13 protein-coding genes and 2 tRNA genes are annotated in these 11,789 nt (G+C 69.5%); 3 read left to right on the forward strand and 12 right to left on the reverse strand.

Annotated elements, in window-relative coordinates:
• Positions 1–93: 93 nt before the first annotated feature.
• Positions 94–306, reverse strand: coding sequence for a hypothetical protein (locus tag LPW41_RS09845; protein WP_144835359.1), 213 nt, complete (start codon positions 304–306; stop codon positions 94–96).
• Positions 303–899, reverse strand: a complete 597-nt coding sequence (locus LPW41_RS09850; protein ID WP_144785255.1) for a helix-turn-helix domain-containing protein — start codon at positions 897–899, stop codon at positions 303–305. The genes LPW41_RS09845 and LPW41_RS09850 overlap by 4 nt, the downstream gene beginning before the upstream one ends.
• Positions 900–979: 80 nt before the next feature.
• Here LPW41_RS09850 and LPW41_RS09855 point away from each other — a divergent pair, with 80 nt between their 5' ends.
• Positions 980–3,052, forward strand: coding sequence for a M3 family metallopeptidase (locus LPW41_RS09855; RefSeq protein ID WP_230704713.1), 2,073 nt, complete (start codon positions 980–982; stop codon positions 3,050–3,052).
• A 51-nt stretch (positions 3,053–3,103) separates the two neighbouring features.
• Here LPW41_RS09855 and LPW41_RS09860 read toward each other — a convergent pair whose 3' ends face one another.
• From LPW41_RS09860 to LPW41_RS09895, 8 genes are all read right to left on the reverse strand, one after another.
• Entirely contained in the window at positions 3,104–3,616 is a 513-nt protein-coding gene (locus LPW41_RS09860; protein ID WP_230704714.1) for a GNAT family N-acetyltransferase, read from the reverse strand.
• A gap of 79 nt (positions 3,617–3,695) precedes the next feature.
• Positions 3,696–4,229, reverse strand: coding sequence for a hypothetical protein (locus LPW41_RS09865; RefSeq protein WP_230704715.1), 534 nt, complete (start codon positions 4,227–4,229; stop codon positions 3,696–3,698).
• A gap of 41 nt (positions 4,230–4,270) precedes the next feature.
• Complete coding sequence (clpX, locus tag LPW41_RS09870; protein WP_144835365.1) at positions 4,271–5,539, reverse strand: ATP-dependent Clp protease ATP-binding subunit ClpX; 1,269 nt, start codon at positions 5,537–5,539, stop codon at positions 4,271–4,273.
• 505 nt (positions 5,540–6,044) lie between these two features.
• The gene (locus LPW41_RS09875) at positions 6,045–6,707 is read right to left on the reverse strand and encodes an ATP-dependent Clp protease proteolytic subunit (protein ID WP_056231073.1); all 663 of its coding nucleotides are present in this window, start codon (positions 6,705–6,707) and stop codon (positions 6,045–6,047) included.
• A 23-nt stretch (positions 6,708–6,730) separates the two neighbouring features.
• Positions 6,731–7,318, reverse strand: coding sequence for an ATP-dependent Clp protease proteolytic subunit (locus LPW41_RS09880; protein WP_174799692.1), 588 nt, complete (start codon positions 7,316–7,318; stop codon positions 6,731–6,733).
• 77 nt (positions 7,319–7,395) lie between these two features.
• Positions 7,396–7,884, reverse strand: coding sequence for a tetratricopeptide repeat protein (locus LPW41_RS09885; protein ID WP_144835367.1), 489 nt, complete (start codon positions 7,882–7,884; stop codon positions 7,396–7,398).
• Between the two features lie 227 nt (positions 7,885–8,111).
• Positions 8,112–9,638, reverse strand: coding sequence for a trigger factor (tig, locus tag LPW41_RS09890; protein WP_144835369.1), 1,527 nt, complete (start codon positions 9,636–9,638; stop codon positions 8,112–8,114).
• A gap of 72 nt (positions 9,639–9,710) precedes the next feature.
• Positions 9,711–9,784: transfer RNA gene (locus LPW41_RS09895), tRNA-Pro, on the reverse strand.
• A 194-nt stretch (positions 9,785–9,978) separates the two neighbouring features.
• Between LPW41_RS09895 and LPW41_RS09900 the strand changes: the two genes are divergently transcribed.
• Positions 9,979–10,052 (forward strand) — tRNA-Gly (locus LPW41_RS09900).
• Positions 10,053–10,059: 7 nt separating this feature from the next.
• Here the strand turns inward: LPW41_RS09900 and LPW41_RS09905 are convergent.
• Both LPW41_RS09905 and LPW41_RS09910 read right to left on the reverse strand, forming a co-directional pair.
• The gene (locus LPW41_RS09905) at positions 10,060–10,428 is read right to left on the reverse strand and encodes a hypothetical protein (RefSeq protein ID WP_144835371.1); all 369 of its coding nucleotides are present in this window, start codon (positions 10,426–10,428) and stop codon (positions 10,060–10,062) included.
• A gap of 10 nt (positions 10,429–10,438) precedes the next feature.
• Positions 10,439–11,017, reverse strand: coding sequence for a gamma carbonic anhydrase family protein (locus tag LPW41_RS09910; protein ID WP_144835373.1), 579 nt, complete (start codon positions 11,015–11,017; stop codon positions 10,439–10,441).
• A gap of 166 nt (positions 11,018–11,183) precedes the next feature.
• Here LPW41_RS09910 and LPW41_RS09915 point away from each other — a divergent pair, with 166 nt between their 5' ends.
• On the forward strand, positions 11,184–11,780 hold the full coding sequence (locus tag LPW41_RS09915) for an alternate-type signal peptide domain-containing protein (RefSeq protein WP_144835375.1): 597 nt from the start codon (positions 11,184–11,186) through the stop codon (positions 11,778–11,780).
• The last annotated feature ends 9 nt before the right edge of the window (positions 11,781–11,789 follow it).

Genomic DNA, 11,789 nt, shown 5'->3' on the forward strand with positions numbered 1-11,789 from the left:
GGTTGCACGCGGGTTCCGGTCCCTTCGACAACCTCAGGGACCTGGGTTGCACGCGGGTCGCTGGCCCTTCGACAAGCTCAGGAACCGCCGGCGTCACCGCGGCAACAGGTACCGCGGGGCATCCGCCGACATCGCCTGCGATGCGGCACGGCCGGCTCGCCGTGCCGGCTCCGCCTCGACGGCCCACGCGCGACGGCGCATCCGCTCCTCGGCGACACGAGTCATCGCCCGCGACAACGCGAGCAGTGCCGCCTCGACGGGGGTGGGGCGCACCGGCAGAACGATGGTGCGGGTGACGGCGGTCATGCGGAGCCCCTCTCGGTCGGCAGGGGGAAGACGTCGTTGCGGATCGTGACGGGGCGCACGCCCTCGCCCGTCTGGTCGCGGTAGCGCTGGACGGTCTCGTCGATGAGGGCGCCGATGCGCTGCACGAGGTCGCGCGACTGCTCGGCGGTCAGGCGCGCGGTCGCGGTCGAGATCACCGATGCCTCGCGCCACTCTTCGTCTTCGTCCCACCCGTGGGTGGCGAAGTGCATGAGCTGCTGGTGGCGCAGCGTCAGGGTCTCGGAGTGCACAGCCTCCATCACGGCGCGTCCCGACGGCGTGTGCTCGAGCTCGGGGTTCGTCAGCGTGACGCTGCCGGCGGGGCGCTCCCACCAGCGTTCGCGCGCGGTGCCGCGGTCGGCGACCTCGCGGATGAGGTCGTGACGGGCCAACGCTCGCAGGTGGTAGCTCGTCGCTCCGGTCGACTCCCCCGTCAGCTCCGCGAGGCTGCTCGCGGTCTGCGGGCCGTACTGGCTGAGGATGTCATAGAGCCGCACGCGCAGCGGGTGCGCCAGGGCGCGGAGTGCCCCGGCATCCAGAACACGCTCTTCGCGGGGCTTCGGCTGCTCGACCATGACTGCAAAGTTACCTTTGCAAGCGCTTCTTTGCAACATGTTCTCTGCATCGCACGGCAGACTGCGCCTAGGCTGGACCGATGACGGATGCCGTGAACAATCCCCTCCTCGCGCCGCCCTCGCTCCCCTACGACCTGCCGCCCTACGGCAGCATCGACGTCGAGCACTACCTCCCCGCGTTCCGCGCCGGTTTCGCCGCGCAGCGGGCGGAGGTCGACGCGATCACCGCGCAAAGCGACGAGCCCACGTTCGCGAACACCCTCGTCGCGCTGGAGCGCAGCGGGCAGGTGCTCGACCGGGTCGCGCGCACCTTCTACACCGTGGCATCCGCCGACGGCACCCTCGCGATCCAGGCCGTCGAAGAAGAGCTCGCTCCCCTCATGTCGGCGCACCGCGACGCGATCCAGCTCGACGCCGACCTGTTCGCGCGGATCGCCGCTGTGCACGCGCAGCTCGACGGCCTCGACCTCGATGCCGAGAGCCGCTACCTCGTCGAGCGGTACCACCGCGAGATGTCGCTGGCCGGTGCCGGTCTCGACGACGCGCAGAAGCAGAAGCTCACCGAGCTCAACCAGCGACTGTCGGTGCTGACGACCACGTTCGAGAAGAACCTGCTCGCCGACACCAACGAGCTCGCGGTGGTGTTCGACACCGCCGACGAACTCGACGGCCTGAGCGACGGCGAGCTCTCGGCCGCGGCGCAGGCGGCCACGAGCCGCGGCCTCGACGGACGCTACGTCGTGAACCTCACGCTGTACACCGGCCACCCCCTGCTCGCCTCGCTCACGAACCGCGAGAGCCGCCGCCGCCTGCTCGAGGCCTCGCGCTCGCGCGCCACCCGCGGCAACGACAACGACAACCGCGCGGTGCTCCGCGAGATCGTGTGCCTTCGCGCCGAGCGCGCCGAGGTGCTCGGCTACCCCTCGCACGCCGCCGCCGTCCTCGCCGATCAGACGGCGGGGTCTCCGGATGCCGCGCGCGACCTGCTCCGTCGACTCGCCACCCCCGCTGCCGCCAACGCCCGCGCCGAGCAAGAGGCCCTGCAGAAGATCGCCGATGTCGATGGCATCCGGATCGAAGCCCACGACTGGGCGTTCTACACCGAGAAGGTCCGCGCCGAGCGCTACGACCTCGACCGCGCTGCCCTGCGTCCGTGGTTCGAGGCCGAGCGCGTGCTGCGCGACGGCGTGTTCTTCGCGGCCGAGAAGCTCTACGGCATCCGCATGACCGAACGTCACGATCTTCAGGGCTACCACCCCGACGTCCGCGTGTTCGAGGTGCACAACGCTGACGGCAGCGAGCTCGGCCTGTTCCTGCTCGACCTGTACACGCGCGACAGCAAGCGCGGCGGCGCGTGGATGAACTCGATCGTGACGCAGTCGGCCCTGCGCGGCACGGCCCCGATCGTGGTCAACAACCTCAACGTGAACAAGCCGGCGCCCGGGACCCCGACGCTTCTCACGCTGGATGAGGTCACCACCCTCTTCCACGAGTTCGGCCACGCCCTGCACGGGCTCTTCGCCACCGTGACCTACCCGCACTTCGGCGGAACGGCCGTCTACCGCGACTTCGTCGAGTTCCCCAGCCAGGTGAACGAGATGTGGATCCTCTGGCCCGAGGTCCTCACGAACTACGCCCGTCACATCGACACCGACGAGCCGCTCCCGGCCGACGTCGTCGAGCGCCTGCACGCCTCCGAGGCGTTCAACCAGGGCTTCGCGACGAGCGAGTACCTCGCCGCATCATGGATCGATCAGGCGTGGCACGGCTTGTCCGTCGATGAGGCGTCGGCCGACATCGACGTCGCGGCCTTCGAGGCGCGCGCCCTTGCCGGCATCGGCCTCGACAACCCCACCGTTCCGACCCGCTACGCCTCGACGTACTTCGCCCACGTGTTCTCGGGCGGCTACAGCGCCGGCTACTACTCCTACATCTGGAGCGAGGTGCTCGACGCCGACACCGTGGAGTGGTTCCGCGAGAACGGCGGCCTCACGCGCGAGAACGGCGGCCTCACGCGCGAGAACGGCGACCGCTTCCGCCAGAGGCTCCTGGGGGTCGGCGGTTCCGGCGATCCTCTCGCCGCGTACCGCGATTTCCGGGGTCGGGATGCCGAGATCCAGCCGCTCCTCGAACGACGCGGTCTCGCCGGCTGAGGTCGGCCGAATGTCGGGCCCGGTCGCGTCGTGCGGCTGGGCCCGACGTCGTCAGACCGCGTACTTGAAGCCGACGTGCGAGTCGACGAAGCCGAGTCGCGTGTAGAACCGGTGGGCGTCCACGCGCGCGGCGTCGGAGGTCAGCTGCACGAGGGTCGCGCCGGTCGCCGGGGCGGCCACGTGCATCACCCACTGCATGACGGCGGTGCCGATGCCCGACGATCGCTCGGTCGACGACACGCGCACGGCCTCGACGAGCAGGCGGGTGGCACCGCGCCGAGCCATGCCGGGGATGACGGTGAGCTGCAGGGTGCCGACCAGACGGCCGGCCGCGTCGTCGACCACGAGGAGGTCGTTCAGCGGAGCGTTCAAGACGCTTCGCAGCGCCGCGGCGTAGGCCTCCTCGTCGGAGTCGTCGCCACGATCACCGCGGGCCGCACTGATCGGGTCGTCCGACAGAAGCGCCATCAATCCGGGCAGGTCGCCGGGAACGGCTCGACGCAGCTGCACCTCCCCTGCTCGGCTCGAGAGGGCGACGGGCAGGATGGAGAGATCCGAGAGCATCCCTCCATCCTGCCCGCCGCAGAACCTCGTGTCGGCCCCCGGCCTGGGCACCTGCTGCACGGCGCCCTCCCGCGATCCGTCAGCGCCAGCCGAGCACGTCGCGCACGAAGGCCTGCGAGGCGGGAGCCCCGTCATTCGGTATCCCGCGCAGCGCCTCCCGCGAGACCAGCAGCCCCGCCGGCGCGTACTGCGCCTCGACGCGGTCGAGCGCGGCGCTGACGAGGTGCGCGGCGTCGTTCGCCGTGGTCCAGCCCACCAGCGTCGGGTGCGAGAACACCACGAGCTCCGCACCCTCGTCGTGCGCGCGGGCGCTCGCGATGACGACCGTCGGGGTCGCCCGGCGGCGGAGACCGGGCACGAAGGCGAGCGGGGTGTGCTGCACGGCGGCATCCACGATGCCCGACGACCACGTCGGGGCGGGGGCTCCGATGCGCAGGTCTTGCGCGATCCATTCCGAGCCGCGTGCCGACAACGCCTTCGACATCCGGTCGTCGCCGACGTCGAATCGCTCGGCGCGCAGGGCCTCGACGAGCGTCGTCAGCGCGGCGTCCGGACGATCACGCACGATCAGCCGGGCGCCGCGGGTCATACCCCCGACGGTGAGGGGACTCACCCGCAGCTGCTCGCCGCGCCCGTGGAACACGGGGAGCGCGGTCAGGCGCTGCGGCGCTTCTGCGCCAGCACGATCGTCGGCTGCGCCCCGTCTTCGACGGCCGCGCGGGTGATGACGACCTTGGCGATGTCGTCGGCCGAGGGCACGTCGAACATGATCGGGCCGAGCACGTCTTCGAGGATCGCGCGGAGCCCACGAGCGCCGGTCTTGCGCTTGACGGCGAGGTCGGCGATCGCGCGCAGGGCGTCGTCGTCGAACTCGAGCTGAACCCCGTCGAGCTCGAACATGCGCTGGTACTGCTTGATCAGCGCGTTGCGCGGCGTCGTGAGGATCTCGGTCAGCGCGTCCTGGTCGAGGGGCGAGACGGATGCCACGACGGGCAGGCGACCGATGAACTCGGGGATCAGACCGAACTTGTGCAGGTCTTCGGGCAGCGCCTCGCTGAAGAGATCGGGCGCGTCTTCCTTGCGCTGGAGGGGCGCTCCGAAGCCGACGCCGTGCTTGCCGACGCGAGCGGAGATGATCTCCTCGAGCCCGGCGAAGGCGCCCGCCACGATGAACAGCACGTTCGTCGTGTCGATCTGGATGAACTCCTGGTGCGGGTGCTTGCGGCCGCCCTGCGGCGGAACCGAGGCGACCGTTCCCTCGAGGATCTTCAGCAGCGCCTGCTGCACGCCCTCGCCCGACACGTCGCGGGTGATCGAGGGGTTCTCGGCCTTGCGGGCGATCTTGTCGACCTCATCGATGTAGATGATGCCGGTTTCGGCGCGCTTGACGTCGAAGTCGGCGGCCTGCAGCAGCTTGAGCAGGATGTTCTCGACGTCTTCACCGACGTAGCCGGCCTCGGTGAGGGCCGTGGCGTCGGCGACGGCGAACGGCACGTTGAGGCGCTTCGCGAGCGTCTGAGCGAGGTAGGTCTTGCCGCAACCGGTGGGCCCGAGCAGCAGGATGTTGCTCTTGGCGATGTCGATCTCTTCGGCGCGCTGCTCCGCGGGCTGAAGGGTGCCGTGCGAGCGCACGCGCTTGTAGTGGTTGTAGACGGCGACGGCCAGAGCGCGCTTGGCGGGCTCTTGCCCGACGACGTACTCCTCGAGGAACGAGAAGATCTCGCGCGGCTTCGGCAGATCGAACTCGGCGACCTCGCCGGCCGACGACTCGGCCATGCGCTCTTCGATGATCTCGTTGCAGAGCTCGACGCACTCGTCGCAGATGTAGACGCCCGGACCGGCGATCAGCTGCTGCACCTGCTTCTGGCTCTTGCCGCAGAAGGAACACTTGAACAGGTCGGCGCTCTCACCGATACGTGCCATCGCGGATCCTCCCGTCACCCGGCCTGCGCCGGTGTGTTACCCGAGCCTAACCCGAGCCCGGGCGAACCGAGGGCATTCGCGCGCGCGGCGGCGTCATGATCGCCGACGGCGGACACACGGCATCCGTTCGCCCGCCGGATCATCGCGAACGTCGACCCGCGGGGATGGTCACCCCGCCGCGGTGGTGCCCGGCGACGCCGAGACTGCATCTCGCTGACATCTCCGCTGCAGCCTGACGCCGGTTCGTCAGCGAGATGCAGTCTCGCGATGGGTGGGGACCGCCGCACGCGCCGCACCGCAAGAGCGCGCAAGCCGCGGCGGAGCCCCGCGCAGCACTGGCCCCGCGCAGCACCGGCCCCGCGCGGCACCAAGCCCCGCGCGGCACCAAGCCCCGCGCGGCACCAAGCCCCGCGCAGCACTGGTCCCGCGCGGCACCGCTCCCCGCGCACGACGAAGCCCCGCAGACCGAAACGGGTCTGCGGGGCTTCATCGTGTCGCGAGCGCGTCAGGCGGTGAGGGCCGCCGGGGTGCGCTTGCGGGTCGTGAGCACCTGGTCGACGATGCCGTACTCCATCGCCTCGGCGGCGGAGAGGATCTTGTCGCGGTCGATGTCCTTATTGACCTTCGCGACGTCCTGACCGGTGTGGCGCGCCATGGTCTCTTCGAGCCAGGTGCGCATGCGGAGGATCTCCTGCGCCTGGATCTCGATGTCGGACGCCTGACCGTGACCGGCCTCGCCCATCGCGGGCTGGTGGATCAGGATGCGGGCGTTCGGCAGGGCGAGACGCTTGCCGGGGGCGCCGGCGGCCAGCAGCACGGAGGCCGCCGAGGCGGCCTGACCGAGCACGACCGTCTGGATCTGCGGCGAGACGTACTGCATCGTGTCGTAGATCGCCGTCATGGCCGTGAACGAGCCACCGGGCGAGTTGATGTACATGATGATGTCGCGGTCGGGGTCCTGCGACTCGAGAACGAGCAGCTGGGCCATGACGTCGTCGGCCGACGCGTCGTCGACCTGCACGCCGAGGAAGATCACGCGGTCTTCGAACAGCTTGTTGTAGGGGTCCTGGCGCTTGTAGCCGTACGCCGTGCGCTCCTCGAACTGAGGAAGGACGTAGCGACTGGACGGCATGTGAGACGCTGCGCCGCCGAAGGTGGGGATGTTCATGTGGGTGTCCTTTTCCTCTCGCCTCAGACCGCTGCGGTTCCGCCGCCGCCGGTGACGTCGGTGGCGTGCTCGCGCATGTGGTCGACGAAGCCGTACTCGAGGGCTTCCTGAGCGGTGAACCAGCGGTCGCGGTCACCGTCGGCGTTGATCTGCTCGACGCTCTTCCCGGTCTGGGCCGCGGTGATCTCGGCCAGACGACGCTTCATGTCGAGGATGAGCTGCGCCTGCGTCTGGATGTCGCTCGAGGTTCCGCCGAAGCCACCGTGCGGCTGGTGCAGAAGCACGCGGGCGTTGGGCGTGATGTAGCGCTTGCCCTTGGTGCCGCTGGTCAGCAGCAGCTGGCCCATCGACGCCGCCATGCCGATACCGACGGTGACGATGTCGTTCGGCACGAACTGCATCGTGTCGTAGATCGCCATGCCGGCCGTGATTGAGCCACCGGGCGAGTTGATGTAGAGGTAGATGTCCTTCTGCGGGTCTTCTGCGGCAAGCAGCAGGATCTTGGCGCAGATCTCGTTGGCGTTGTCGTCGCGCACCTCGGAACCGAGCCAGATGATGCGGTCCTTGAGCAGTCTGTCGAAGACGCTCGTTGCCATAAGGGGTTCGGGCATGTGTGCTCCTCTTCCGTGATCTGCAATGAATCTACCGGGGGCCTCCGACACCGGATGCCGTGTTCGCCGCGGGCGGATCAGCGCGGTGTTCCGGCGATTTCTCGCGCGTATCCGGTTACCGACCGGGTATAGCGGGGCAGGTGCGGTGCGAGGGCCTGAAGGGCGATGGATGCCGCCCGCTCGGGCGCTCCGCTCGACACCAGCGCCAGGGCGTAGAAGGCGGCGGCCGCGTCGTGCAACGGACCGCGGGGTTCGCGCTCGTATTCGGCCTGCAGCATCGCGAGCGACTCCTCGGTCTTGCCGAGGTTGCGGATCGTGCTCGCCAGCTGGATCGTGGCGCGCGTGCGGCGCTCGTCGTCGAGGCCGATCTCGAGAGCGCGGCGGTACAGCACCTCGGCCTCTCCCTCGATCCCGGCCGAGTCGCGCGCTCCGGCGCGTTCGAACAGCGCCACGGCGTCATCGGCCGGTCGCTCGGCGGCGAGCTCGTCGATCCGGGTCACCACGTCGTCAGGGCTCAGCGCCTCGTCTGCCCAGACGGCATCCACTCTGTTCTGCCAGTCGTTCATGTGTCGCATCCATTTGTCGTCAGGCGTGTCGAATGCCCAGGACACGCCGCTGACCGTCGGGCCGTGCGGCGTGTCCTGGATACTCAACGGGGGTTGATGTCCGGCACGCCGCGCGCCCGAGACACACCGCGCGAGCGATGCGCCGAACGGCGCGCCGAGGCCGCTCGACGGCATCCGGGAACGAAGAAGGGGCGGATGCCGTGGCATCCGCCCCCCTCCGTCATGACTTACTCGCTGTCAGCGGCGTCGGCCTTCTTCTTGGCCGGGGCGCGCTTCGTGGCGGGAGCCTTCGCGGGAGCCTCGTCAGCCGCGGCCTCGTCGGCGGGAGCCTCGTCGGCAGCCGCCTTCTTCTTCGCGGGGGCGCGCTTCTTGGCGGGAGCCTTCGCGGGAGCCTCCTCAGCGGCGGCCTCGTCGGCGGGAGCCTCGTCGGCGGGAGCCTCGTCGGCGGCGTCGTCACCCTCGGCGGGCTCTTCGCCCTCGACGGCCACGAAGCCGGTCAGGTCGACGGGCTTGCCGTCGGTGTCGACGACGGTGACCTTGCCGAGCGCGATGGCGAGGGCCTTGTTGCGGGCGACCTCACCGACGAGTGCGGGCAGCTGGTTGCCCTGCTGCAGCGCGTTGACGAAGTCCTGCGGCGCCATGTTGTACTGCGCGGCCGACTGGATGAGGTACTGGGTCAGCTCGTCCTGCGACACCTGCACGTTGGCGTCTTCGGCGATCTTGTCGAGCACCATCTGCGTGCGGAACTGCTTCTCGCTCGCCTCGGTGACCTCGGCGCGGTGCACGTCGTCTTCGAGGCGGTTCTCGCCCTCGAGGTGGGTGTGCACCTCGTCTTCGATGAGCTGCGGCGGCACGGGGATCTCGACGGCCTCGAGGAGGGCGTCGATGAACTTGTCGCGCGCGGCGGAACCCTGCGTGAAGACGGCCTGCTGCGACACGCGCTCGCTGAGCGACTCGCGCAGCTCGGCGATCGTGTCGAACTCCGACGCCATCTGGGCGAAGTCGTCGTCGGCGTCGGGCAGCTCGCGCTCCTTGACGGCGGTGATCTTGACGGCCACCTCGGCCTCTTCGCCCGCGTGCTCGCCACCGACGAGCTTCGAGCGGAAGGTGGTCTCCTCATCGGCGGTGAGCGACTCGATCGCCTCGTCGATGCCCTCAAGCAGTTCGCCAGAGCCGATCTCGTACGACACGCCCTCGGCGCGGTCGATCTCGTTGCCGTCGATCGTGGCGACCAGGTCGAGCTCGACGAAGTCACCCGTCTTGGCGGGGCGGTCGACCGTGACGAGCGTGCCGAAGCGCGCGCGCAGGCGGTCGAGCTCGGCGTCGATTCCGGCCTCGTCGGCCTCGGCGGCGTCGACGGTCACCGTGATGGTGTCGTAGGCCGGCAGGTCGAACTCGGGGCGCACGTCGACCTCGACGTCGACGATCAGGTCGCCGGAGAAGTCCTTGAGCTCGGGGAGCTCGACGATCTCGGCGTTCGGGCGACCGATGACGCGGAGGTCATTGGCCTCGACGGCCTCGCGGTAGAACCCGTCGAGCCCCTCGTTGACGGCGTGCTCGATGACGGCGCCGCGGCCCATGCGCTGATCGATGATGGGCGCGGGGACCTTGCCCTTGCGGAAGCCGGGGATCTGCACGTCGCGCGCGATGTGCTCGTAGGCGTGCGCGATGCTCGGCTTGAGCTCGTCGGGCGAGACCGTGATGTGCAGCTTGACCCGGGTGGGGCTGAGCTTCTCGACGGTGCTGTTGACCATGCGGTTCGTTCTCCTCGTGTGGCCCGCGCGCACGCGGGGGCCGGTTGGGCCTGTGGTCTGTGGGGCCGTTCGTCGGGGCGACAGGATTTGAACCTGCGGCCTCCCGCTCCCAAAGCGGGCGCTCTACCAAGCTGAGCTACGCCCCGGGGCGGCGCGCGGCACGCGCCGACGAAACGACCGCTGAAAGTCTAGTCGATCGGCCTGGCTGCGCCCATTTCGCCGGTCCCCTTGCGCGACACGCCTGCCGGATGCCGACTCTCCGGCGTTCGCGAGGGGCCTCAGCGTGTCGTAGAGTAGATGTCGTCCGTCTTCCCGGTTCGTCAGAAAACCGCGGAAATCCGGGGCTGTAGCTTAGTGGTAAAGCCTCTGTCTTCCAAACAGATGATGCGAGTTCGATTCTCGTCAGCCCCTCCACCTCTTCTCAGGCGCCATCGCTTTCGAGCTCGCGCGTGAACGATTCCGGCAGCACGACGTTCTCGCCCGCTCTCGCGAAGAAGCCCGCGACCTGCTTCGGCCGGTACCCGGCGATGCCGCAGCCCACCTCCGTCACGAGGAAGCGCAGCTCGTCGTGCGCGGCGGCGAAGCCGATGAAGCGCCGCGCCTGCTCCTCGAAGACACCGAGCCCCGACATCGTGTCGATCCCGTACGACTGCCCCTGCAGGCCTTCGCTCTGACCCCAGATCGCACCGAAGCGGTCCATCGCGAAGCGCGCCGCTCCCCCGCCGTGCGCGCCCGAAGCGTTCGAGCCGAAGACGAAGACCTCGTTCGGAGAGAGAGAGGTGATGTGCATGCGCGCGAGGTTACGCGCCCGATGTCTCGCCGTCAGCCGGGGTTGCGGCATCCGGGATCTGCTCCGCCGAACGGTGACGCTCGACGTGCGCGAGGTAGGTCTGCGCGTTGCGGAGGATCTTCGCCCGCTCGTCGGGCGTGAGCGCGCGGCGCACCTTCGCGGGGACGCCGGCGACCAGCGAGCCCTCGGGCACGACGGTGCCCTCGAGCACGACCGCTCCCCCGGCGATGAGGCATCCGGGGCCGATGTCGGCACCCGACAGCACGACGCTGCCCATGCCGATGAGCGAGCCGTCGCCGATCGTGCAGCCGTGCACGACGGCGTTGTGCCCCACCGAGACGTCGGCGCCGATGGTGACCGGACGCCCGGCATCGACGTGCACCGACACGTTGTCCTGCAGGTTGCTGCGCGCACCGATCGTGATGGCGGCGCTGTCGCCGCGGAGCACGGCGTTGTACCAGACGCTCGCTCCCGCGGCGAGGTATACCTCGCCCACGACACGGGCTCCGGATGCCACGAACGCGGTCTCGTCGATGACCGGGGCGGCGCCGGGGAGGGCGAGGACGGAGGCGAGCGGATCGATCGGCATGCGCCGAGGCTAGCCCGCGAACTGCCTACTGAGGGGCTACGCACCGCGGGAGCGGACTACGCAGGCCCGGGGTGGCGGATACCGCATTGCCGCGGATCAGTAGCAGGGAACTCACACCGAACTCCTAGCTTCGGTGGCACAAGCCGCACCCGACACAGGAGTCGTCATGTCGCAGATCACCGAACCCATCCTCGCCACGACCGAACAGCGACCCGTGCGTCGCGACCGGAAGGCCAAAGCGATCCTCGCGATCGCCGCCGGCACCGCCCTGCTTCTCGGGGGCGGCGGCACCTACGCCTACTGGTCGACCGAGCAGGCCCTCACGGCAACGCCGATCAACTCCGGAAACCTCGACCTCGGCCTCGGAGCGGGCACCTGGTCGCTGAAGGGTGTTCTGGGAGGCGTCACGCCCGTGACCAACCTCGCCAACGTCCGCATCGTCCCCGGCGACGTGCTGACCCTCACCCAGCCGCTGACCGTGACCCTGACGGGTGACACGCTGGTCGCCGACCTGCAGGCCAAGGTCGGCGCGACCCTGAGCGGCAGCACCCTGGGGCAGAACCTCACCGTCGCGCTGACCATGCCGACGAACTACGGCACCTCGACGGGCAACAACACCTTCCGTCTCACGCAGGCGAACTCCGGCACGACGACCGCGACGGTGACCATCACATTCAAGCCGGCCACGGCTGGTCAGACGGCGGTCGCCACGAGCGTCAACCTCAACGACATCTCGTTCGCGCTCACGCAGGCCTCCAGCTGAGCGGCGCCC

It is taken from the genome of Microbacterium sp. JC 701 (assembly GCF_021026215.1).
Taxonomy (GTDB): Bacteria; Actinomycetota; Actinomycetes; order Actinomycetales; family Microbacteriaceae; genus Microbacterium; species Microbacterium algihabitans.